Origin of the sequence: Duganella sacchari (genome assembly GCF_900143065.1) — a bacterium.
Taxonomy (GTDB): Bacteria; Pseudomonadota; Gammaproteobacteria; order Burkholderiales; family Burkholderiaceae_D; genus Rugamonas; species Rugamonas sacchari.
In genome coordinates, this window is sequence record NZ_FRCX01000001.1 from 272,969 (window position 1) to 296,452 (window position 23,484).

The 23,484-nt window shown below is 62.5% G+C and carries 21 protein-coding genes; 8 read left to right on the top strand and 13 right to left on the bottom strand.

The window, feature by feature from the left end:
• From iscU to BUA36_RS01375, 4 genes are all read right to left on the bottom strand, one after another.
• The gene (gene iscU / locus BUA36_RS01360; protein WP_072780731.1) at positions 1 to 393 is read right to left on the bottom strand and encodes a Fe-S cluster assembly scaffold IscU; all 393 of its coding nucleotides are present in this window, start codon (positions 391 to 393) and stop codon (positions 1 to 3) included.
• A 24-nt stretch (positions 394 to 417) separates the two neighbouring features.
• Entirely contained in the window at positions 418 to 1,674 is a 1,257-nt protein-coding gene (locus BUA36_RS01365) for an IscS subfamily cysteine desulfurase (RefSeq protein ID WP_072780733.1), read from the bottom strand.
• Between the two features lie 19 nt (positions 1,675 to 1,693).
• Positions 1,694 to 2,173: a Fe-S cluster assembly transcriptional regulator IscR gene (gene iscR / locus BUA36_RS01370; RefSeq protein WP_072780734.1), complete on the bottom strand. Its 480-nt coding sequence runs from the start codon at positions 2,171 to 2,173 to the stop codon at positions 1,694 to 1,696.
• A 133-nt stretch (positions 2,174 to 2,306) separates the two neighbouring features.
• Entirely contained in the window at positions 2,307 to 3,083 is a 777-nt protein-coding gene (locus BUA36_RS01375; RefSeq protein WP_072780736.1) for a uracil-DNA glycosylase family protein, read from the bottom strand.
• Positions 3,084 to 3,201: 118 nt separating this feature from the next.
• Between BUA36_RS01375 and BUA36_RS01380 the strand changes: the two genes are divergently transcribed.
• Positions 3,202 to 4,218 (top strand): S41 family peptidase, encoded by a 1,017-nt coding sequence (locus BUA36_RS01380; RefSeq protein WP_072780737.1) that lies wholly within the window; start codon positions 3,202 to 3,204, stop codon positions 4,216 to 4,218.
• Positions 4,219 to 4,318: 100 nt separating this feature from the next.
• Positions 4,319 to 6,016 carry a GGDEF domain-containing protein gene (locus BUA36_RS01385; protein WP_072781532.1) on the top strand — a complete coding sequence of 566 codons (1,698 nt, stop codon included), beginning with the start codon at positions 4,319 to 4,321 and terminating at the stop codon, positions 6,014 to 6,016.
• Here the strand turns inward: BUA36_RS01385 and maiA are convergent, their stop codons facing one another.
• From maiA to BUA36_RS01400, 3 genes are read right to left on the bottom strand one after another with little or no spacing between them, the layout of a single operon-like run.
• Positions 6,017 to 6,661 carry a maleylacetoacetate isomerase gene (gene maiA, locus BUA36_RS01390; protein WP_072780739.1) on the bottom strand — a complete coding sequence of 215 codons (645 nt, stop codon included), beginning with the start codon at positions 6,659 to 6,661 and terminating at the stop codon, positions 6,017 to 6,019.
• Positions 6,661 to 7,683, bottom strand: coding sequence for a fumarylacetoacetate hydrolase family protein (locus BUA36_RS01395; RefSeq protein WP_072780741.1), 1,023 nt, complete (start codon positions 7,681 to 7,683; stop codon positions 6,661 to 6,663). Before BUA36_RS01395 ends, maiA begins: the two co-directional genes overlap by 1 nt.
• Positions 7,680 to 8,219, bottom strand: a complete 540-nt coding sequence (locus tag BUA36_RS01400; protein ID WP_072780742.1) for a VOC family protein — start codon at positions 8,217 to 8,219, stop codon at positions 7,680 to 7,682. Before BUA36_RS01400 ends, BUA36_RS01395 begins: the two co-directional genes overlap by 4 nt.
• A gap of 88 nt (positions 8,220 to 8,307) precedes the next feature.
• Between BUA36_RS01400 and BUA36_RS01405 the strand changes: the two genes are divergently transcribed.
• From BUA36_RS01405 to BUA36_RS01415, 3 genes are all read left to right on the top strand, one after another.
• A complete protein-coding gene (locus BUA36_RS01405) occupies positions 8,308 to 9,222 on the top strand; it encodes a LysR family transcriptional regulator (RefSeq protein WP_072780744.1) in 915 nt (304 codons plus the stop codon).
• A gap of 98 nt (positions 9,223 to 9,320) precedes the next feature.
• The gene (locus BUA36_RS01410) at positions 9,321 to 9,884 is read left to right on the top strand and encodes an FMN-dependent NADH-azoreductase (RefSeq protein ID WP_167544240.1); all 564 of its coding nucleotides are present in this window, start codon (positions 9,321 to 9,323) and stop codon (positions 9,882 to 9,884) included.
• Between the two features lie 33 nt (positions 9,885 to 9,917).
• Positions 9,918 to 10,487: a gamma-glutamylcyclotransferase gene (locus tag BUA36_RS01415; RefSeq protein ID WP_072780747.1), complete on the top strand. Its 570-nt coding sequence runs from the start codon at positions 9,918 to 9,920 to the stop codon at positions 10,485 to 10,487.
• On the opposite strand, the gene BUA36_RS01420 is transcribed toward BUA36_RS01415, so the two are convergent.
• Positions 10,479 to 11,636, bottom strand: a complete 1,158-nt coding sequence (locus tag BUA36_RS01420; RefSeq protein ID WP_072780748.1) for a PA0069 family radical SAM protein — start codon at positions 11,634 to 11,636, stop codon at positions 10,479 to 10,481. The two genes, BUA36_RS01415 and BUA36_RS01420, sit on opposite strands and share 9 nt — an antisense overlap.
• A gap of 175 nt (positions 11,637 to 11,811) precedes the next feature.
• Between BUA36_RS01420 and BUA36_RS01425 the strand changes: the two genes are divergently transcribed.
• Genes BUA36_RS01425 through BUA36_RS01435 form a run of 3 tightly spaced genes read left to right on the top strand, consistent with a single transcriptional unit; the run spans position 11,812 to position 17,098 of the window.
• On the top strand, positions 11,812 to 12,399 hold the full coding sequence (locus BUA36_RS01425; RefSeq protein ID WP_072780750.1) for a DUF2760 domain-containing protein: 588 nt from the start codon (positions 11,812 to 11,814) through the stop codon (positions 12,397 to 12,399).
• The gene (locus BUA36_RS01430; protein WP_072780751.1) at positions 12,396 to 14,243 is read left to right on the top strand and encodes an Hsp70 family protein; all 1,848 of its coding nucleotides are present in this window, start codon (positions 12,396 to 12,398) and stop codon (positions 14,241 to 14,243) included. Before BUA36_RS01425 ends, BUA36_RS01430 begins: the two co-directional genes overlap by 4 nt.
• Before the next feature lie 2 nt (positions 14,244 to 14,245).
• Positions 14,246 to 17,098: an Hsp70 family protein gene (locus BUA36_RS01435; protein WP_072780753.1), complete on the top strand. Its 2,853-nt coding sequence runs from the start codon at positions 14,246 to 14,248 to the stop codon at positions 17,096 to 17,098.
• On the opposite strand, the gene BUA36_RS01440 is transcribed toward BUA36_RS01435, so the two are convergent.
• The 5 genes from BUA36_RS01440 to tssE all read right to left on the bottom strand — a co-directional run bounded on the left by BUA36_RS01440 (position 17,082) and on the right by tssE (position 23,405).
• Positions 17,082 to 17,708 (bottom strand): tRNA-uridine aminocarboxypropyltransferase, encoded by a 627-nt coding sequence (locus tag BUA36_RS01440; protein ID WP_072780754.1) that lies wholly within the window; start codon positions 17,706 to 17,708, stop codon positions 17,082 to 17,084. The genes BUA36_RS01435 and BUA36_RS01440 overlap by 17 nt on opposite strands.
• Before the next feature lie 21 nt (positions 17,709 to 17,729).
• Positions 17,730 to 19,442, bottom strand: a complete 1,713-nt coding sequence (locus BUA36_RS01445; protein WP_072780756.1) for a methyl-accepting chemotaxis protein — start codon at positions 19,440 to 19,442, stop codon at positions 17,730 to 17,732.
• Between the two features lie 103 nt (positions 19,443 to 19,545).
• Positions 19,546 to 20,382: a type VI secretion system protein TssA gene (gene tssA / locus BUA36_RS01450; protein WP_072780757.1), complete on the bottom strand. Its 837-nt coding sequence runs from the start codon at positions 20,380 to 20,382 to the stop codon at positions 19,546 to 19,548.
• A gap of 9 nt (positions 20,383 to 20,391) precedes the next feature.
• The gene (tssH, locus tag BUA36_RS01455) at positions 20,392 to 22,950 is read right to left on the bottom strand and encodes a type VI secretion system ATPase TssH (protein ID WP_072780759.1); all 2,559 of its coding nucleotides are present in this window, start codon (positions 22,948 to 22,950) and stop codon (positions 20,392 to 20,394) included.
• The gene (gene tssE / locus BUA36_RS01460; protein ID WP_072780760.1) at positions 22,947 to 23,405 is read right to left on the bottom strand and encodes a type VI secretion system baseplate subunit TssE; all 459 of its coding nucleotides are present in this window, start codon (positions 23,403 to 23,405) and stop codon (positions 22,947 to 22,949) included. Before tssE ends, tssH begins: the two co-directional genes overlap by 4 nt.
• Positions 23,406 to 23,484: the final 79 nt, after the last annotated feature.

The following is a 23,484-nucleotide window of genomic DNA, read 5'->3' on the forward strand; positions in this document are numbered from 1 at the left end:
TTACGCTGCTACGGTTGCGTGCTTGTTCTGGTAGTCCAGCACCGCTGCCTTGATGGCGTCTTCCGCCAGGATCGAGCAATGGATCTTCACTGGCGGCAGCGCCAGCTCTTCGGCGATCTGGGTGTTCTTGATGGCCAGTGCCTGATCCAGGGTTTTGCCCTTGACCCATTCCGTCACCAGCGAGCTGGAAGCGATGGCCGAACCACAGCCATAGGTCTTGAACTTGGCGTCTTCGATCACGCCATCGGCGCCCACTTTGATTTGCAGCTTCATCACGTCGCCGCAAGCAGGCGCGCCCACCATGCCGGTGCCTACACTGTCGTCGCCTTTTTCGAAGGCGCCAACGTTACGTGGGTTTTCGTAGTGGTCCAGTACTTGTTCCGAGTAAGCCATTTTGATGCTCCTGTATCTGTAAAATTAGTGGGCTGCCCATTGGATCGAGCTGATGTCGATACCTTCTTTGAACATATCCCACAGCGGCGACAGTTCACGCAGTTTGTGTACCTTGGACTTCATCAGTTCAATCGCGAAGTCGATATCGGCTTCAGTAGTGAAGCGGCCGATGGTGAAACGGATCGAGCTGTGCGCCAGTTCGTCGCTACGGCCCAGCGCGCGCAATACATAAGATGGTTCCAGCGAGGCCGAAGTACAAGCGGAACCCGACGACACGGCCAGGTCTTTCACCGCCATGATCAGCGACTCGCCCTCGACGTAGTTGAAGCTGACGTTGAGGTTGTGCGGCACGCGGTGTTCCATGTCGCCGTTGATGTAGGTTTCTTCGATCTCTTGCAGGCCTTTGGCCAGACGGTCGCGCAGCGCCTTGATGCGGGCGATTTCGCTGTCCATTTCCACCTTCGCCAGGCGGAAGGCTTCGCCCATGCCGACGATCTGGTGGGTTGGCAGCGTGCCGGAACGCAGGCCGCGCTCATGGCCGCCACCGTGCATCTGGGCTTCGATCCGCACGCGCGGTTTGCGGCACACGTACAGCGCGCCCACGCCTTTCGGGCCATAGGTTTTGTGCGCGGTGAAGGTCATCAGGTCAACCTTGGTCTTTTGCAGGTCGATCACCACCTTGCCGGTCGCTTGCGCGGCGTCGCAGTGGAAGATGATGCCTTTCGAACGGCAGAATTCGCCGATTTCCGCGATCGGCTGGATCACGCCGATCTCGTTGTTGACGTACATGACCGAGATCAGGATGGTGTCCGGGCGCACGGCGGCAGCGATCTGCTCGACGGTGACCAGGCCATTGTCCTGCGGTTCCAGGTAGGTCGCTTCAAAGCCCTGGCGCTCCAGTTCACGCACCGTGTCCAGTACCGCTTTGTGCTCGGTCTTGACGGTGATGATGTGCTTGCCCTTGGTCTTGTAGAACTGCGCCGCGCCCTTGATGGCCAGGTTGTTCGATTCGGTGGCGCCCGAGGTCCAGATGATTTCGCGCGGGTCGGCATTGACCAGCGCCGCAACGTTGGCACGCGCCTCTTCCACCGCCTTTTCCGCGGTCCAGCCGTACATATGGCTGCGCGAAGCCGGATTGCCGAACTGCTCGCGCAGGTACGGAATCATCGCATCGGCAACGCGTGGATCGATTGGCGTGGTAGCCGAATAGTCCATATAGATCGGGAAATGCGGCGCGGTCTGGAACTTCACGTCAGCGATGTTTTTTTCTGGGGCGTTCATCTGGTTACTCCGTTAGGGCTTACAGCGGGGCGTGGTTGCCGTTGAGATGCATTACAACCACGTTCTGCTCAGCATTCTTTTGCTTTTGTTGATCGACCAGATCCTGCAGCGAAACGGAATCCAGATAATCAACCATCTTTTCATTCAGCGTGGCCCACAGTTCGTGGGTCATGCAGCGCGCGCCACTGGCAGCGTCGGCGCCATGGCAATTCTCCTTGCCGCCGCACTGGGTCGCATCAAGCGGCTCATCCACGGCAATGATGATGTCGGCGACCGTGACCTTGTCGGCGCGTCGCGCCAGACTGTAGCCACCGCCCGGACCGCGGATCGATTCAACGATCTCGTGGCGGCGCAGCTTGCCGAACAGCTGCTCCAGGTAAGACAGCGAAATCGCCTGACGCTGGCTGATGCCGGACAGCGTCACTGGACCTTTGCCTTGGCGCAAAGCCAGATCGATCATCGCAGTCACAGCAAAACGGCCTTTGGTGGTCAGACGCATCACTACCTCGGTTGGGTTAAAATATCGCCCTTGTTGCTAATCGTAAAGCCCGATTAGTTGAACGATTTAGTCAAGTATACCAAACTTTAATAAAGCTTGCTGGCGCCCCCTCGGTCAGCCCGGTCAGCCCCGGTTAGCCCTTAAGCAACTGCATCGGCTGGAACAGCTGGTGCATGTCCTTGTTGCCGATAAAACTCAGGTTGTAAGGATGTTCCGCGACGATTTGCGGGAAATCTTTCATTACAGGCAACTTACTCAGCAATTCGGCGATTTTTCCCCACAGCACCATGGTAGGCACGGTCCGCGCCTGCGCGGCCAGTCCCCGCATCACCGTTTCAAAGAACGGCAGCCAGGCTTTGGCGTCCTTGGCCGGGGCCACATGGCTGCGGAACACCAGAGAAGCGTTGAGCAGCAGAAAACCCTGCTGCGTCAACTTGTGCTGCATGTCGGCCAGGGTCTGGATGTGGGTGCCGGCGCCGCTGCGGGCACGGGCCGACACCGCCGCCATGGCTTCGCCAGCCGTATTTTCCAGCTGCAATTGACCATCCGCCACCAGCAGCATCTTCATGAAGTTGCGCAGCGAGGTGGCCTTGTTGACTGGCTTGGACAGTCCACCGCCGGCCTCGTCCGACCACAGGCGGCCAACTGCCCCATCCATGAAACAGACGCCCGTGGCACTCTCTGCTCGGGGATATGGCCCCTCGCCCACCAGTACATACTTCACTTGCTGCATCGGCAGGGCGAACGCGGCAAACAGCCGCTGTTCGGTCGGCAGGTACTGGTCCTGCGCCAGTTGCGGCAGGTAATCCGGCGTGGCCGCCATCATGGCTTCCAGCCCCTCGATCAGCAGCGGGCGCCAGGAAATATCGGCGCGCTCGAGCGCCGCCAGAATGGTGGTCGGGATCGTCATCAGGGAAAAATGCTTTCGGGGAAAGGTGAGATTGTAACGTGCCCGGCCCCGCAACGGCACTTTCTGATGGGAAAGTGATAATATAATTTTCAAATAAATGTCTAACTGTGGGGAATAAATGGGTCGTACGCGCTGGATTACCGTGGCTGTGCTGATGTGCTTGTCGAATGGCGCTGGCGCCCAGGCGCCGATGCCCGCGCTTGACGAAGCACTCGACGCGCCCACCCGCGCCCATGTGGTCAACGAATATGCGCGCCGCCTGACCGCCCAGCATGTCGATCCAGGCCGCGCCAAGGCCGTCGCCGACAACCTGCGCCAGCGCCTGAACAACGGCGAATACAATGACCAGACCACGGCGCGCCTGCTGGCCGCGCGCGTCAGCCGCGACGTCGCGGCCATGTATGCGGACCGCCAGACCTACCTTGAATACGTGCCTTACGACCTGGGCGACGAGCGCCAGCGTCCGCCGCCACCCGTGCAGTCGGCCGACAACTTCGGCCTGCGCAAATTCGAAACCCTGGGCGACAACATCGGCTACCTGCACATCAGCCGCTTCGCCCCGGTGGACCGGGCCTCCGCCAATGCCGCCGCCCGCTTCATGTCGCAGGCTGGCGACTGCGCCGCCCTCATCATCGACCTGCGCGATGCCGGTGGCGACAGCGAGGCGATGGCCGCCCTGCTGTCCAGCTATCTGCTGGTCGACCGGCGCAGCTACATTTTCAAGGACAAGCAGATCCACCTGCACGACCAGGTCGACCGCGAAGGCAAGGTCATGGCCGAGTACTGGACCACGGCCGACGCTCCCGGCAAACACTTCGGCGGCTACAAGCCGCTCTACCTGCTCGTCAACGAACGCACCAGCAGCGCCGCCGAAGCCTTCGCCTACGATTTGCAGCAGTACTACCAGCGCGCCGTCATCGTGGGGATGCCAACCATGGGCGACGCCCGCGTCGCCGCGAAGCAGCGCGTGTCACGCCAACTGCAAACGGTGATCGCCGCCACCCAGGCCGTCAACCTGAGCACCCGTGGCAACTGGGAAGGCACGGGCGTCCAGCCGAACCGCGTGGTGACGGCCGCCGACGCGCTGAACGCCGCCATCGCCATGGCCCAGGCCAGCCTCAAACCGAAAAGATAAGCTGTACCCGGGCACCAACAGATTACGCGAAAAAGCGTGCTAGACTTGCCTTAGTGCAAATTTCGCCAACCGCTGTTTTTTGCTGTTCATGGTGCCGACCATGCTGCTCAGGGATGACAGATTCGCCGTCGCCGCGCTGCGCCAGTTATGGCGCGGCCTGCTGCTGTGCGCAGCGCTCGTGCTGATGCAGGCAGCGGCACAGGCGTCCGAGCGCAAGGTGCTGGTGCTGTATTCGCTGGGGTCGGACGCGTCCTCCGCCTGGCAAAGCCTGCTGCGCAAAGGGATGACTGCCGAACTGTCGCAGCACAGTCCCGCCTCGATCCCTGCCATTTTCGAAGAACGCTTCGACGCCGTGCGCGTGGGCGACGAACAGGCGCTGTCCAGCATGGCGCCCTACCTGCGCGCCAAATACGCGGGCATCAAGTTCGACGCCATCATCGCGGAAAATTATGTGGCCGGGCGCTTCCTCAACGAGCACCCCGACCTGTTCCCTGGCGTGCCACGCCACTACATCAACCATGGCCGCATCGGCTGGAAACCCAGGGATGGCATCGGCTACCAGGTGCAGGCGGATTTCACGCGTACCATCGGCATCATTCCGCAAGTGGCGCCGCAGGTAAAGCGTGTCATCGTCATCGGCGACAGCACCGAGCGCATGCAGGAATCGGTACGCGCGGTGCGCGATGCCGCCAGCGCCCATCAGCACAGGCTGGCGTTTGAATACTGGGACAACCTCACCTACGCCGAGATGTTCCACCAGGCGGCGCGGTTGCCGTCCGACAGCGCCATCTTCCTGATGCCGATTTACCACGACCGCACGGGCGAGCGGCGCCGCCCCGTGGACATTGCGCGCCAGCTGGTCGCCACCACGCAGGCGCCCATCTTCACCAACTGGGAGGCCATCGTCGTCCCCGGCGTGGTGGGCGGCTATGTGGTCAGCGGCGAACGTATCGGCCACGCCATTGCCGACCTCCTGATGCAGCACCAGCCGGACATCGCCGGCATTCCCGGCTACCTGTTTGACTACGGCGCCATCCAGCGCTTCCATCTGCAAAACATCCCGCCGACCGCACAATACCTGTATCGCCCGCAAAGCGTGCTGGAACAGTACTGGTGGCAGATCCTGACGGGACTCACGCTGATTGTGCTGCAAGGACTGCTGATCTCCGCGCTGGTGTTCTCGCTACGCAGCCGCCGCCAGACACTGCGCGCACTCAACGAAGAGCGCGACCAGCTGGAGGCCCGGGTTGCGCAGCGCACGCTGGAACTCATGGCGGCCAACACCAAGCTGGAACAGCAGGCCACCACCGACCCGTTGACCGGCATCGGCAACCGCCGCCGCATGACGGAGCAGATCAACAAGGAACTGGAGCGCAGCCGCCGCTTCAAGCATCCGCTGTCGCTGCTGATGGTGGATATCGACCACTTCAAGAACGTCAACGACATCTACGGCCATGAGGCGGGCGACCGCGCCATCGTTGCGATCTCGCACGCGCTGGCCAGCGGCATGCGCAGCATCGACATGGCGTCGCGTTTTGGTGGCGAGGAGTTTGTGCTGCTGATGCCGGAAACGGAAATCGATGTCGCCGGCGCGGCCGCCGAACGCCTGCGCAGCGATATTGCGGCATTGCGCATCGCCGGCGACAACAGCGAGGAAATCCGCCTGACCATCAGCATCGGCGTGGCCTCGTCCGATCCCAGCGGCACCATGGACAGCGCCTCGTCGCTGCTCTCGCGAGCGGACAAGGCGCTGTATCAGGCCAAGCACGAAGGCCGTGACCGCGTCGTCAGTTGCTGATCACTCGGCGTCCGGCTGCTGCGATGGGTGGGCTTGCTGGAATGCCGGCAGTTCTCCGCATGCGGCGTGAATACGCATGACGGTCGGATACGGCGACATATCGACACCAAAACGCTGCGCGCCAAACACTTGCGGCGCCAGGCAGCAATCCGCCAGGGTAGGCGTGTCGCCGTGGCTGAAACGGCCGGTGCGCGCATCATTGGCCAGCAAGGCTTCCAGCGTGGCCAGGCCCGTGCGCAGCCAGTGCTGCTGCCAGCCCAGCTTGACCTCTTCCGTCACGCCCAGTTGCCCGGTCAGGTATTTCAGCACGCGCAGATTGCCCAGCGGGTGGGTATCCGCCGCCACCGTCAACGCCAGCGCGCGCACGCGGGCGCGGCCGAGGGCGTCGGATGGCAGCAACGGCGTCGCCGCATGCGTCTCTTCCAGATACTCGATGATGGCCAGCGACTGGCCAATCACGTTGCCGTCGTCTTCCAGCGCCGGCACCAGCATGGCTGGATTGACCGCGCGGTACGCGTCGCTGAGCTGCTCGCCACCGTTACGCAGCAGATGCACCGGCGCCGCATCGTAAGCCAACCCTTTCAGGTTGAGCGCGATACGCACGCGGTAAGCGGCCGAGCTGCGGAAGTAGGTGTACAGCTTCATCAGCCACGCTCCTTGTAGTGCGTGACGGTCTGATCGATCACGCCGAAGATGCTGGCGCCCTGGGCATCCTGCATCTCGATGCGCACCGTGTCGCCAAACTTCAGGAACGGGGTTTGCGGCTTGCCGGTCTCGATGGTTTCGTACATCCGCACCTCGGCCAGGCAGCAGTAGCCCACGCCGCCATTGGCGATGCTGGAACCATGCAGGTTGCCCTGCTTGTTCGATACGGTGCCCGAGCCGATGATGGCGCCGGCGCCCAGTTCGCGCGTGGACGCGGCATGCGCCACCAGCTGTGCGAAGTTGAAGGTCATGTCCTCGCCCGCATTCGGCTTGCCGAAAGGCTGGCTGTTCAGATGGACCAGCAGCGGCAGGTGCAGCTTGTTGTCGACCCAGTCGGCGCCCAGTTCATCCGGCGTCACCGCCACTGGCGAGAACGCGCTGGCCGGCTTGGACTGGAAGAAGCCGAAGCCTTTCGCCAGTTCGTTCGGAATCAGGTTGCGCAGCGAGACGTCGTTGACCAGCATGACCAGGCGGATCGCCTTGGCCGCGTCTTCCGGTGTCGCGCCCATCCGCACGTCGCCCGTGATGACGGCGACTTCCGCTTCCAGGTCCACGCCCCACTCTTCCGACAGCACGTAGACCGGATCACGCGGGCCGACGAAGCTGTCCGAACCGCCCTGATACATCAGCGGATCGGTGTAGAACGATGCCGGCACTTCGGCATTGCGCGCCTTGCGCACCAGCTCCACGTGGTTGATGTAGGCCGAACCGTCCGCCCACTGATAGGCGCGCGGCAGCGGCGAGTGGCAGTACTGCTGGTCGAAAGGCTGGGCATCGACCGCATCGCCCGCGTTCAGCGCGGCATACACCTGCTCCAGGCGCGGCGCCACCAGGTCCCAGTTGTCCAGTGCGTGCTGCAGGGTGGCCGAGATTTTTGGCACGTGCTGGTAGCGCGACAGGTCGCGGCTGACCACCACCAGGCGGCCATCGCGGCTGCCGTCTTTCAGGGTCGCGAGCTTCATGCGTGCTCTCCTTCCGGTGCATGCATCCATGCAGCGTGGCTCGGCGCCTTCTTAGTCTGCGACCATTCTTCCAGCATCTCCCACTTCACGTCGTCCAGCTTCTTCATCATTTCCGGCGTACCGATATTGCAGGCCAGCTCCAGGCGATGGCCGTTCGGGTCGAAGAAGTAGATCGACTTGAAGATGGTGTGGTTGACCGGGCCGATGACATCAATGCCCGCCGCCACCAGGCGTTCTTTGGCGGCCAGCAGTTCTTCCATGCTGCCGACTTCCATCGCCAGGTGCTGCACCCAGGCCGGGGTGTTCTGGTCACGGCCCATGTCCGGCTGGGTAGGCAGTTCGAAGAAGGCCAGGACGTTGCCGTTGCCGGCGTCCAGGAACACGTGCATATACGGGTCCGGCGCTTTGGTGGATGGCACTTCGTTTTCGGCGATGGCCAGGACGAAGTCCATATTGAGGTGTTTGACATACCACTCGACGGTTTCTTTCGCGTCTTTGCAGCGATAGGCGACGTGGTGAATTTGCTTGATTTTCATGGGAGGTCTCCAACGTGATGCCAGCATTAGACGCTGGATTCAGATATCATACAAATCGTATTTTTCTCTTCATTTATCATTTTTCCCAATGAATCCTAGCCTGAAGCAGATGCGCGCACTGGTGGCGCTGGCCAAGACCGGCAGCTTTACGCTGGCGGCCGACCATTTGAACGTGACGCAATCCGCGCTCAGCGGCCAGATCAAGGAGCTGGAACAGCTACTGGGCATACGTGTGGTCGAGCGTACCACGCGCAAGACCCAGTTATCCGAACTCGGGCGGGAACTGTATCCCCTGTTCGACAAGATGCTGCACGACCTCGACCGCGCCATGGCCGACATCGCCAGCCGCAAGGCGCTCAAGCAGGGTTCGGTGCGCGTGGCGGCGCCGCAGATGCTGTCCTGTACGATGGTGCCGGAAGTGATCGCCGGCTACCGTACCCAGCACAAGGAAGTGCAGGTGCGCCTGACCGACTGCCCGCTGGAGCAGGTCACCGCACGCGTGTTCAGCGGCGAGGTGGATTTTGGCATCGGCCCGGAGCGCGATGCGACGGCGGAAATTGAATCCCAGCCACTGTTCGAGATGCCGTTTGTGGTGGTCTATCCACCCGACCACCCGCTGGCCAGGCGCAAGCGCATCACCTGGGGCGACGTCAACCAGTTCCCGTTTATTTCGCTGCAAGGCCAGTTCACCGAGCGCCTGCTGCGCGATGTGCACGTCTCGTTCCGCGAATTGTCGCTGAGTCCGTATAACGAGGTCACGTTCATGACCACCGCGCTGGCCATGGTGCATGCCGGCCAGGGCATTACGGTGTGCCTGCCATATGCCGAGAAAATGGTCGAGTTGTACGGGCTGAAGATGCGTCCGCTGGAAGCGCCGGCGTTAACGCGGCGTTTCTTCATCTACACGCGCAGCGCCCGTGCGCTCTCCCCGGCGGCCGAGAGTCTTGTAGCGTATTTGCACCAGTTTATTGCCTCGCACGAATGGAATCGTTCGGCATCCTAGTCCGCATAATCAACAGCCTTACTATTTATTTCAATTTGGAAAAGATTGTTGCCATTAATCCATTGTGGAAGCGGTTTCCGATTGTGTATGCTTTATTTATGAACATTTTGCACATCGACTCCTGCGCCCTAGGCGACAATTCCGTTTCCCGCCAGGTTACTTCGGCAACCGTGGCGGCTTTAACCGAAGCAAACGCACAAGCGACCGTGCTCTACCGCGATCTGGCAGCCTCGCCGCTGTCCCACGCGAGCGGTCCGTTATTGCAGGTCATCAGCCAGCGCTGGGATGCCGACATCCCGATGAACGCCGAACTGCGCGCGGAAGCCCTGCAAAGCGCCTCGCTGGCACAAGAGTTTCAGGATGCCGACGTGGTGGTGCTGGGCGCGCCACTGCACAATTTTTCCGTGCCATCCACGCTCAAGGCCTGGATGGACCGCTTGCTCGAACTACAGACCACCAGTAGCAAGCCGCGCGATGATTTGCACTTGCTGCTGGTAACCTCGGGCTGCGGCGTCATGGGCCTGGCGTCCGTTGATGAGCTCATGAACAACCACGAAAACCAGCTCAAAGCCGCCTTCCAGTTCCTGGGCGTCAGCCGGGTGAACGTGGTGCGTGGCCTGGCCGACGTGCCGCAGGCGCTCCGCTTGCGTAGCGCGGCCTGATGATAGCGCTATCGCTGTCTTATAATGGATGCCATGACAGCGAATACCATCGCCATCAATCAAATGATGGACAAGTTTGACGGCCGCCACAGCGTCTGGCTGTTTGGCTACGGCTCCTTGATCTACAAGGCGGACTTCCCCTACCTGCAACGCCGCCCCGCCAGCATCGCCGGCTGGACGCGGCGTTTCTGGCAGGGCTCGCACGACCACCGTGGCACGCCGGAAGCGCCGGGGCGCGTGGTGACCCTGATCGAGGAAGCCGGCGCCATCTGCCATGGCATGGCCTATCTCATCACGCCGGAAGTATTTGCGCATCTGGACCACCGCGAAAAGAATGGCTACCTGCGGCTGGCAATGCCCATCACGTTTGAAGACCGCGACGAAGTGGAGGGCCTGGTGTACATCGCCACGCCAGACAACACTGCCTTCCTCGGCGCTGCCTCCGAACAGGACATCGCGGCCCACATCGCCCGCTCCGTCGGCCCCAGCGGCCCGAACAGCGACTATCTCAACCATCTCGCGACAGCATTACGCGAACTGGGCCGGCACGATCAGCATGTTTTTGAGATTGAGCGCCACCTCGCCGCGCTACAATCAAAATAAATCCATTTGTCCGGCATCCGCCGCCGCTTTGGCGCGCGCGCCCAACGGCGGCACCACGAGCGGACGGGTGAACTGGGACGCATCCATGCGGTGAAAGCGGCTGCCCTGCCCCGTCAGCCCCAGCCGCTCGCTGGCAATCTTGAAGCGCTGGCGTATCAGCTCGGCCCACACGCCCTCGCCTTTCATGCGTGAGCTGAAATCACTGTCGTAATCTTTGCCGCCGCGCATTTCGCGCACGCGGTTCATCACGCGCTGCGCCCGCTCCGGGAAGTGCGCTTGCAGCCACTCCTTGAACAGCGGCGCCACTTCCCACGGCAAACGCAGCACGGTGTAGTGAGCACTGACCGCGCCCGCTTCCTTCACCGCCTCGAGTATCCGTTCGATGTCCGGCTCGGTAATGAAGGGGATGATGGGGGCGATGCTGACCGCCACCGGAATGCCCGCATCCGTCAGCGTGCGGATGGTGCGCAGGCGGCGTGCCGGCGCCGCAGCGCGTGGCTCCAGTGTGCGCGAGATGGCCGGGTCGAGCGTGGTCAAGGTGATGGCCACGCCGGCCTGCTGCCTGGCTGCCATGGGCGCAAGGATGTCGATATCACGCTCGATCAGCGAGGACTTGGTAATCAGGCCGACCGGATGCTGGCATTCCTGCAGCACTTCCAGCACGCGGCGCGTCAGCTTGAGTTCGCGCTCGCAAGGCTGGTAAGCATCCGTGTTGACACCCAATGCGATCGACAAGGGTTCATAGCCGGGCTTGGCCAGCTCGCGCCGCAATACCTCGGGCGCGTTGACCTTGGCGAAGATCTTGCTCTCGAACTCCATGCCTGGCGACAGCCCAAGATAGCTGTGGGTGGGCCGTGCAAAGCAATAAATGCAGCCATGCTCGCAGCCCCGATAGGGATTGAGCGAAACGCTGAACGGCAAATCCGGCGAGGCATTCCGGCTCAGGATGGATTTGCAGATTTCTTCCGTGACCTGTGTTTTAATCGGCCGGGTTTCGTCCTCTTCCCGCTCCCAGCCGTCATCGTAGGCCTCGCGTGCGTTGACTTCGTACCGACCCTGTATATTCGATACCGCGCCACGCCCCTTCTGCGCCTTGAGCGACGGCGGCGGTAGCATCACGTGTTCCTGATTGTTTTCATCGTAAGACATGGCGGAAATCAAAATACTGTATATATATCCAGTATTCTAGGCTTTACCCACCGCCATTTCAAGCGAAATATCCGCCTGCGTCCTTGGGGAGCGCTTGGTCAAGCTGGTATCATGCCGGGCTTCGCCATATCGTGCGCCCAGCGCAGCGTTCGGCAACCTCACAGTGAGTAAAAACATGAACCAACCGAGCCAACCTTTGCCGTCTTTCTTTAGCCGGATTTCTATTGCCATCGGCGCCTTCTTGCGCGCCCTGTCCGATGCTGAATACGCTGCCCGCCTGACACGCATCGACGACACGCCTCAGCCAGCCGCCGCACCGGTGGCCGCACCAGCACCGGCGCCGGCCCCAGCACCTGCACCTGCACTGGTCACGCTGCGCGTCGCCACGCCAGACGCCGCCCTGCAACTGCTGTCGCTGTTCCAGCGCGAAGCGCGCCTGATCGACTTCACCCAGGAAAACCTGAGCGCCTATTCCGACGCCGACATCGGCGCCGCTGCGCGCGTGGTGCACGAAGGCTGCGCCAAGGTCCTGAAAGAACACTTCACCATCCAGCCAGTCCGCAGCGAAGTGGAAGGCAGCCGCATCGAACTGCCGGAAGGCTTTGACGCTGCCTCCGTACGCCTGACCGGCAATGTGGTCGGCAAAGCGCCGTTCCGCGGCACGCTGAGCCATCGTGGCTGGCGTTCGGCCGACGTGCGTCTGCCTAAACTGGCGGAAGCGCACGACGCCGCCATCCTGGCGCCAGCGGAGGTGGAACTGTGAGCACGCCACGTTACGCCATCGGCATTGACCTCGGCACCACGCACAGCGCGCTGTCGTATGTCGACCTGCAAGCCAGCGATGGCGAGAAAACCAAGCACGGTGTGCTGCCGATTCCACAGCTGACCGCACCAGGCACGATTGAAGACCTGCCGCTGCTGCCGTCCTTCCTGTACCTGCCGCACGCGGAAGAACTGGCGCCCGGCGAGAACAACCTGCCATGGCATCAAAGCGCCGAAGAGCAAACCGGCGTCGCCGGCGAAATGGCGCGCAGCCGTGGCGCCACCACGCCGATCCGCCTGGTCTCCAGCGCCAAGAGCTGGCTGAGCCACCCTGGCGTGGATCGCCGCTCCGCGCTGCTGCCCAACGACGCGCCGGAAGAAGTTACGCGCGTATCGCCGCTGGAAGCCTCGACCCGCTACCTGGCGCACCTGCGCAAGGCGTGGGAACAGGCACACCCTGAAGCGCCGTTCGGCGAACAGGCAGTGACCGTGACCATTCCTGCCTCCTTCGATCCGGGCGCGCGCGAACTGACCGCAGAAGCAGCACGCGCAGCCGGCTACACCAGCCTCACGCTGCTGGAAGAACCGCAGGCAGCGCTGTATAGCTGGATCCAGGGCAGCGAAGGCCGCTGGCGCAAGGAAGTCAAACCCGGCGACATCATCCTGGTAGTCGACGTCGGCGGCGGCACCAGTGACTTCTCGCTGATCGCCGTGCTGGAACGCGATGGCGTGCTGGAACCGCACCGCATCGCCGTGGGCGACCACATCCTGCTTGGCGGCGACAATATGGACCTGGCGCTGGCCCACCTGGTGGCCCGCAAGCTGGCCACCAACGGCACGCAGCTGGATGCGTGGCAGATGCGCGCACTGACGTACGGCTGCCGTACCGCCAAGGAAAAACTGCTGGCCGATGCCACTGTCGCCACCTGGCCTATCGTGGTGCCGAGCCGCGGCTCCAAGCTGATTGGCGGTTCGATCCGCACCGAGCTGACGCGCGAAGAAGTATCAACCTTCATCCTCGACGGCTTCTTCCCGCAGGTGGAAGCATCGGCGCGTCCGGCCGTGCGTACGCGCGCGGGCCTGACGCAGCTTGGCCTGCCATACGCGCAGGACGCTGGCGTCACACGCCATCTGGCCGCCTTCCTGGCACGCCAGGTTGGCGCGACGGCGGAACTGGAAGGCTACGCCGGCAAGCAAAGCGCGGACGCCACCTTCCTGCATCCAACCGCAGTGCTGTTCAACGGCGGCGTGTTCAAGTCGGACCTGCTGGCGCAGCGCATCATGGGCACCATCAACGACTGGCTGTACATGGAAGGCGCGGAGCCGGCACGCATGCTGGGCGGTGCGGACCTGGACCTGGCCGTGGCACGCGGTGCGGCCTACTACAGCTACGTGCGCCGTGGTACCGGCGTACGTATCCGTGGCGGCACGGCGCGCTCGTACTACGTGGCGATCGAGTCGGCCATGCCGGCGATTCCCGGCATGGAGCCGCCGATTCAGGCGCTGTGCGTGGCGCCGTTCGGCATGGAAGAAGGCAGCGAGATCGAATTGCCGAACCAGGAATTTGGCCTGGTGGTGGGCGAGCCGGTACAGTTCCGCTTTTTCGGTTCGTCGGTGCGCCGTCAAGACCAGATCGGCGACCTGCTGGACTTCTGGGGGCCGGATGAGCTGATCGAGATGAACGAGATTCAGGCCAACCTGTCGCCGGAAGGCCGTCAGGCTGGCGATGTAGTGCAAGTGCGTCTGCACGCACTGGCCACGGAATCCGGCACGCTTGAACTGGCTGCTGTCGCCAACGATAGCCAGCGCTGGAACGTGGAGTTCGACGTCCGTACCAGCGCCTGAGCATGAGTCAATACGTCGTCAGCATCGACCTGGGAACCACCAACACGGTGATGGCCTACGCGGAAACCGGTAGCACGCAGATTCAGTTGTTCGAGATCGAGCAACTGACCGCGCCCGGTGAAGTAGGTGCTGCGGCGTTACTGCCTTCTTTGCGCTACCACCCAGCCGACGGCGAGTTGGCTGACGGTGAGCTGCAACTGCCATGGCGTGCGGACGACGTGGCTGGCCTGCCGCAAGTGGTGGTTGGCCGGCTGGCACGGCAACGCGGTGCGCAGGTGCCTGGACGTCTGGTTGCCAGCGCCAAGAGCTGGCTGTCGCATCCCCAGGTTGACCGCATGGCGCCGATACTGCCGTGGGGCGCAGAGGCCGATGTGGCCAAGGTATCGCCGGTCGCCGCCAGCGCCTCTTATCTTGCGCACTTGCGTGGCGCCTGGAATGCACGCTTCCCCGCACATCCTCTGGAAAAGCAGCAGATTGTGTTAACCATCCCCGCATCCTTTGACGAAGGCGCACGCGCGCTGACGCTGGAAGCGGCACGCATGGCAGGCTTGCCGTCATTGCGTTTACTGGAAGAGCCACAAGCGGCCTTCTACGACTGGCTGTTCCGCGAGCGCGCCGCGCTTGCCGGGCAGCTTGCGGACACACGGCTGGTACTGGTGTGCGACGTTGGTGGCGGCACCACGGACTTCAGCCTGATGAAGGTGGAATCCGGCGATGGCCAGCCAGTCATCAGCCGCATCGGTGTTGGCAATCACCTGATCCTGGGCGGCGACAATATGGACCTCGCCCTCGCCCATCTGGTCGAATCGCGCCTTGCGGGTAGCGAAGCGCAGGCACGCCTGTCCGCCAGCCGCCTGTCGCAACTCGCGGAACGCTGCCGCGCAGCGAAAGAACAGCTGCTGGCGGCTGACGCACCGGAACGCACCACCGTCACGCTGCTGGGTTCCGGCTCCCGCCTGATCGGCGGTTCACGCTCGGCCGATCTGACGCGCGATGAAGTCTCGGCCCTCGTTGTCGACGGCTTCTTCCCGCTCAATGAAACGCAGACTGGCGCCAAGCGTGGCCGTGGCGCGATCATTGAATTCGGCCTGCCCTACGCCAGCGACGCGGCCATCACGCATCACCTCGCCGACTTCCTGCGCCAGCACGCCGCCGCCATGCGCGAAGCACTCGGCTTGCCCGCAGATAGCAGCGCCGTTCCCATCCCCGATACGCTGCTGCTCAACGGCGGCGTATTCCGTGCGGACGCCCTGGCGCGACGCCTGGAGGCCACGCTTGCAGGCTGGCGCCAGCAGCCGTTGCGCGTTCTGCACAACGACAATCCGGACGTCGCCGTCGCGCGTGGCGGCGTTGCCTATGCGCTGGGACAGGCGGGGCAAGCTCCCGTCATTGGCGGCGGCTCGGCGCGCAGCTACTTCCTGCTGCTGGACGATGCAGGTCCAGCAGACAAGCCACGCCGCGCTGTCTGCATCCTGCCGCGCGGCGCCGGTGAAGGCCGCGAGATCCTGCTGGCCGACCGCACGTTTGCCTTGCGCCTTGGCCGGCCGGTACGCTTTCACCTGGCTTCCTCCACCTCCGACGCGCCACAGGCAGGTGATATCGTCCAGCTGCAGCCGGAGGAGTATGTAGAGTTGCCCCCCATCGCCACCGTCCTGCGCGATAGCAGCGCCAGCGACGCGCGCAAGGAAATCCCCGTGCAACTGGCGGCCATGCTGAGCGAGGTTGGCACGCTGGAAGTACACTGCGTCGCCAAGGAAGACACGCAACGCTGGCTGCTTGAATTCCAGCTGCGCGGCGACAGCACGCCAGAACCCGCAGCAGCGGAGGACACGCCGATGCCGGCAGGCCTGAGCGCTGCGATTGAAAAAATCGAACGTATCTTCGGCAGCCGCGCGCAGCAGGTGGACATCAAGGAAGTCAAGCAGCTGCGCACCCAGCTTGAGCAGCTGCTGGGCAGCCGCGAAAGCTGGACGACGCCGGTGCTGCGCCGCCTGTTCGATGCGCTCATGGAGCGCGCCAAAGGCCGCCGCCGTTCGTCGGAACATGAACGCGCCTGGCTTAACCTGAGCGGTTACTGCCTGCGGCCCGGCTTCGGCCATGCGCTTGATGCGTGGCGCATCGAACAGCTATGGGGCGCGTACGACGCTGGCGTACAGCATCACAAGGACAGCCAGGTTTGCGCAGAATGGTGGACGCTGTGGCGCCGTGTCGCCGGTGGCTTGAGCGTGACGGCGCAGTTGCGGGTGCTGGACGATTTCGCCTTCAACGTGCAGGCCGATGCGGCCGAGCGCGGGCGCCGTCCCGTCACGCTGGTCAACGGCAGCGAAGAAGACATGCTACGCCTTGGCGCCTCGCTGGAACGCATTCCCGGCAACTACAAAGCCGAAATCGGCGCATGGATGCTGGGCCAGTTGCATGCCGCGACCAAGGCTGCCGTCAAAGCCGCCTCCAACAAGACCCGCAGCGGTGCCGCCGACCTGGCGAAAGCCGAGGCGGCACAAGGCCGCTTCCTGTGGGGCCTGAGCCGCGTCGGCGCACGCCAGCCGTTCCACGGCAGCGCGCATGATGTGGTGGACACCGCCACCGTGGAGACTTGGCTGAATGATGTGCTGTCGCTGGACTGGAAAAAGGTCGAGCCGGCAGGCTTCGCCGCCTCGCACCTTGCGCGCATGACGGGCGACCGTTCGCGCGATATCAACGACACCCTGCGCGCCGAAGTGCTGCGCCGCTTGCACGCCGTCAGCGCCCCGGCCAACTGGAGCGCGATGGTGCGCGAGGTGATGCAGCTCGATCAGGCCGATGAAAAGCGCATGCTGGGCGACGCCCTGCCGCCTGGCCTCAAACTGATCGCCTGACGTAACTGGCCTGCTGCGCGACAAAGCCGTCAAAGGCCGCAATCAGCGGATCGAATTTATTGTGGTCGTTTTCCAGCTGCGCCAGCGCGTACACCGTAGCTTCCAGTGTTGACAGCTGGTCCGGCAAATGCGCCTTGCGGATCAGGTAGTGCGACGGTGGCGTATCGCGCAGCGGCATGCGCGGCAGCGCTTGCAGCAGCGGATTCAGATACAGCATCTTGCGGCTTTTGCGCCAGGTCCCATCCAGCACCACCAGCCGCAAAGGTTCGCTCAGCCAGGCCGCATCAAACGTCTGCGGCGCCGCCAGGCCGAGGGCCATATCTTCCGTATCCGGATATAGCAGCACGCTGCGCCGCTGCGGCGACAGCCATGTTTGCAGTTGCGAAGGCGCGAACGTCTCGCCGACTTCGAGACGGCTGTTGGCCAGGCTCAAATGCAGCAGGCGCGCGCTGCCCTTGGCATTGCTGACTTCCATCGGATGCTGAAGGATCAGGACTTCGACCTGATTGGGAAGCGCTGTCACCCAGCGGCAGATGCAGGTCTGCTGTGGGCGCAGGCACGCGGCACACAATGCGCGCCGCGCGGGACGTTCGGTACTGGCGGTATTCATAGCCCGCCATTGTACCGTGGCTTAGAACTCTTCCCAGCCGTCCGATTCGTTGGCGGCGACGGGTTTGCGCTTGGCCGCAGGTGCGGACGCAGGAGTCGGTGCAGGCGCTGGCTTGGCCGCAGCCACCACCGCCGTCCGGCGCGGCAATGCGGCCTTGCGTGGCGCCGGACGCGGCAAGGCAGGCGGCGCATAAGACGCATCGATCTTGAATACGCTGACCACATCCGCCAGCTTGGCCGATTGCTCCTGCATCGACTCCGCCGCGGCTGCAGCTTGCTCAACCAGGGCGGCATTCTGCTGCGTCACCTGATCCATCTGCGTGATGGCGTCGTTGACCTGCGCAATGCCCTGGCTCTGCTCTTCGCTGGCATGGCTAATCTGCGTCATGATCTGGGTGACGCGGCCGATGCTTTGGACGATTTCATCCATCGTCTGGCCAGCCTTGTCCACCAGGTCGGAGCCTATCTGCACTTTCTGCACCGAGTCATCGATCAGGCCCTTGATGTCCTTGGCAGCCGATGCGGAACGCTGCGCCAGGTTACGCACCTCGGACGCCACCACCGCAAAACCGCGCCCCTGTTCACCGGCGCGCGCCGCCTCCACCGCCGCATTAAGCGCAAGGATATTGGTCTGGAAAGCGATGCCGTCGATGACCGAAATAATGTCCACAATCTTGCGGGAGGAATCGTTGATCGAGCCCATGGTATTCACCACCTCGCCCACCACGGAACCGCCACGGCTGGCAATTTCCGACGCACTGATCGCCAGCGCATTTGCCTGCCGCGCGTTCTCTGCGTTGAAGCGCACGGTGGAGGTCAGCTCCTCCATCGACGACGCGGTTTCTTCCAGCGAGCTGGCTTGCTCCTCGGTGCGCGAGGACAGATCCTGATTGCCGGCGGCGATTTGCGTGGATGCAGTCGCAATCAGCTCGGTGCCGTTGCGCACCTGGCCAACGATGCTCACCAGGTTGTTGTTCATGGTCTTCAAGGCGTTCATCAGCTGACCGGTTTCGTCATTGCTGTTGACCTGGATATCGCTGGTCAGATCGCCCGAGGAGACAGTCTCCGCGACCTTCACCGCCTCATTGATCGGCGCCGTGATGGTGCGTGTGATCCACCATGCGGCAAACACGCCCATCACAATCGCCGCCAGGCCAAGCATGATGAGCAGCGTGCGGCCGCTCTTGTACTGCTGCTGGATATCGACCGCAGAGGCATCCAGCAGGGCTGCCTGTTTATCCGCGAAGCTCTTCAGCGCCGCCAGATAACGGATGCGGCTCTGGGTCATGTCGCCTTCGTAGATTTTGGTGGCGCTGTCGATATCGCCTTTGTTCTTGGCGGCGAACACGGACTTGCGCAGCTCGGTGTAAGTCTTGCGCGTATCCAGCACCTGTTTGAACAGTGGCTTGAGTTCCTCCTCATCCAGGCTGGCGCCGATCATGTCCTGAATCTGCGTGGCGCGGCCGGAGGATTCCGCCATCAGCGCTTCGAGCCTTTTCTGGTCGGCGGCATTACTCACCATGAAAGCGCCGGTGGTGCGCGCCGCGTTCACTTCGATGATCTTGCCCCACTCCGAGATCAGGCGCTCATCGCGGATCTTCACGTTGATCATTTCATCGGTGGTGGCACTGGCGCCGCTCAGACGCAGTATGCCGATGGCGGTCATCGCAACCAGCAGTAGCAAAATCAGCGAGAAACCGAAGCCGAGGCGTGTACCGATCTTCAGGTTGTTCATGGAGGACTCCCTAGCTAAAGTCTGGATTTTCCAGACCATGCTAGCACTATTTGTCCACAATCTATAGTTTCAAAAGAAATATTTTCCGCTGCAGCGCATCAAATTAAACGCGCAGCGGCGCGGCGCCCAATAACTCCTCCACGCCGGCGATAGCGGCGGGGTCTTTAATCACCGCGCGCAGCCAGACATGCAGCGGCATCTCGCCCCAACTGGCCGCGCGTTCGGCAAGGTAGGCCACCGGGCTATGCGGTTCGGTACGGCGGAAAAAGTCAGCAATCAGCCGTAATTGTTGCAGCGCCTGCACGCGGTCCTGCAGCGTCGTCACGGGCGCGATCCCGTCATCATCGCTCATTATCGCCACGAACTGGCTGTGCGGCGCGAGACTTCGAATCACAGTTTGCAAGGCATCTTTGGCCGGCGTAAAACCGGGGCCTTCGACACCCAGTTGCGTATCTACCACGCGCTCCAGCTGGATCAACGCGGACAGGCAAAACTCGGCATCCTGCACCGCAGGTGACGCGCACTCGCGCACCAGCACGGGCGTGCGCGTGAGCAGCCAAAACAGATTCCCGACGCGCTGGTCGCAGTCATCGCCATTGGCCAAGGGATACAAGTCATCCCAGTATTGTTGGCACAGGCCGGCCAGCAGTTGATAGCCCTCGCCCAGTCCGCGCAGGCCGTGGGTTCTGGCCTGCGCCTCCGCGAACCAGACGGCCAGGCGCAGGTCTTTGCTGCGGGTGGCGATCAGGGTCGCGCAGCGAGTGGCCACGAACGGCCAGTTAGCCTCCTTGAGTGCGGTCTGCCATTCGCCCTGGTCCAGCGTAGGATCGTCGTATTGGCGTGCCTGGGCGATTTCGTCTACTTCGCTACTGAAGGACAGGTCTTCGCCACAACGCTGTCCGACACTGACAGGCTGTAGCAGCTGCTCGATGCTCAACATAAGCGCCTCCTATTGGATGACGTAATTGAATTCGCCCTGATCGCTGGCGCCGACCTGGATGCTGAGGATTTTTTCTTCCTGCGCCATCCGCTCCAGTACCGCCTGGGCCAGTTGCGGCAGCAGCGTGCCATTCAGGATATGGTCTACATTGCGGGCGCCTGAATCGACTTCCGTGCAGCGCGCCAGTACGGCGTCAACCAGCGATGGTTCGTAGCTGAACTCCGCGTGATGGTGCTCGCGTATGCGCTGCCCGATGCGGTTCAGCTTTAGCGCGATGATCTGCGCCAGCACCTCATCCGCAATCGGATAGTAGGGAACCACTTTCATCCGCCCCAGGAAGGCGGGCTTGAAATGCCGATGAAGCTGGGGGCGCAGCAGCTGCTCCAGTTCCTCAGGTTCAGGTCGGGTCGTATTCAGGCAGGCTTGCATGATGGCTGCGGAGCCGGTATTGGCCGTGGCAATGATGACGGTGTTGCGGAAGTCGATCTCGCGGCCTTCCGCATCGTCCATGACACCTTTGTCCAGCACCTGGAAGAACAGTTCCGTCACATCTGCATGGGCCTTTTCAATTTCATCCAGCAGCACCACGCTGTAGGGATTGCGGTGCACGGCTTCTGTCAGCACGCCGCCTTGGCCGTAGCCGACGTAGCCAGGCGGCGAACCTTTGAGACCGGAAACGCTGTGCGCTTCCTGGTATTCGCTCATGTTGATGGTGATGAGCTTGTGCTCACCGCCATACAACAGCTCCGCCAATGCCAGCGCCGTCTCCGTCTTGCCTACGCCGGAAGGGCCGACGAACAGGAAAGCACCTTTCGGCTTATTGGGGTCATCCAGATTCGCGCGCGCTGTCTGCACACGTTGCGCAACGGCGGCAATTGCATGCTGCTGGCCGAGTATCCGGGCTTGCAATGCGGCCTGCAAGGACAGCACCATGCTGATTTCATCCTTCACCATTTTACCCAGCGGGATGCCGGTCCAACCGGAGACGATGGCGGCCACTGAGGCAGCATCCACGTCCAGCGGCACCATCGGCGTTTCGCCTTGCAGTGCCGCCAGCTCCTGTTTCATCGAACGTGCCTCCTGCTCGTCAACGCCATCGGTCCGCAGACGGATAATCGCGGCGACGATGGCCTGCTCGCGCTGCCAGCGCAGGGTATGCCGCGTATGCTCTTCAGCCAGCGTTGCATGTTCGGCTTGCAGTTGCAGGAGACGCTGCCGCATAGCCGTGCCCTCTTCCCGCTGCAATGCCGTTATCTCCTGTGCGATGCGCTCCATCTGCCGCGCTGCATCTTCCATCAAGGCTGGCGTACCACTCTGTGCCAGCGCGACGCGGGCGCACGCGGTATCCAGCACGCTGACTGCCTTGTCGGGAAGCTGCCGGCCGCTGATATAGCGGTGGGAAAGCCGAACCGCTTCGGTCACCGCTTCGTCGCGGATACGCACGCCGAAGTGCGCCTCCATCAGTGGCGCCATTGCGCGCAGCATGGCGGAGGCGATTTCTTCGCACGGTTCTTCCACCTTGATAACCTGGAAGCGCCGCGCCAGCGCTGCATCCTTTTCAAAATACTGTTTGTACTCGCTCCACGTCGTGGCGGCAATGGTGCGCAGCTCGCCGCGCGCCAGTGCCGGTTTCAGCAGGTTGGCGGCATCGTTCTGGCCTGCCGTGCCGCCGGCGCCTATCATGGTGTGCGCCTCGTCGATGAACAGGATGATGGGGTGTGGGCTCTGTTTGACTTCGTCGATAACGCTTTTCAGCCGGTTCTCAAACTCGCCTTTGACGCTGGCGCCAGCCTGCAACAAGCCCATGTCCAGCGTGCGGATATCCACATTCTTCAGCGTTGACGGCACATCCCCGGTAGCCACGCGCAGCGCCAGCCCTTCCACGACAGCAGTTTTGCCAACGCCGGCTTCACCAGTCAGTATCGGGTTGTTCTGGCGCCTGCGCAGCAGAATGTCCACCATTTGCCGGATTTCACCCTCACGACCGATGACCGGATCGAGCTTGCCGCCACGCGCCTGTTGCGTGAGGCTCGTCGTGTACAAGTCCAGTGCTGGCGTGTGCGCGCAACGGGCAAGCGGTGCATCGGCGACTGCTTCCTCCTGTGAGTCATGCGTATATTTCTCCAGTTGATGTTTGATTTCGCCGATGGGGATACGGGCGAATTGCGCGGAGGCGCGCAGCGCCAACTGACTGAGCTCCGGCTCGGACAGTAAAGCGATCATCAGGTGTGCGCTGCGGATTTGCGCCGGCGCCGCCAGCGACGCGATCAACCACGCGTGCTCTAGCAACAACGGCAGATGGCGCGAGAACACCGGCGTGCGCGTGCTGCCCGCTTTAAATTGACTGACTTCGCGATGCAGCTCTGCCGCCAGCGTGTCAAGATCAACGCCGCACTGTCTGACGATCAGCGTGAAGTCGCACCGCTCCTGCTCCAGCAGCGCCAAAAGCAGATGCTCGACCTCCACCTCATGCTGCCCCAGCGCGACACAGATGTTGGCTGCCCGCGTGGCCGCCAGGCGGCAGCTGTCATTGAGTTTACTGATGAGCGTTTTCAGATTCGTATTCATTTCCGGCCTCCGCGCGCGCTGCGGTTGATGGAGTAATGCAGCGATGACGGTTGCAGCACAGCGTCAAAGCTGACGGCCTCTGTATGTGGCACCCCGGCCAGCGTGCCGTAGATAACAAAGCTGACGCGGTTGATGGTGCCGGGATGATGTTCCAACCTTGTCTGCACGTTGCGCAGGCGTGGCTCATGGCGTTCAATGGTCTTCTTCAGCGCGGCGCAGATGCGGGCGCGGTCATCGCTACTGTTCAGGCACATGCCGGCGAAATCCATCAGGCCGTAGTTGGCAATGGAGCGGGAACATTCGGGATAGGCGCGCATCATTTCCTCCGGCAGCGCGCAGCGGGTGTTCAGCAAGTCTTCCAGGTCGCGTGCGACACTGTCCTTGAACTGCTCCAGCGTCATGTTGCGCTCTGCGCCGAACAAACGGTCAAGCAGGCCGGGAGTAAAGCCGTTCATCGTATGCTTTCGAAAAAGGGCCAGGCCGGAATGGCCTGGCCAAAGGCGCACAGCGACGGTCGCCACGATGCCGCCGCAG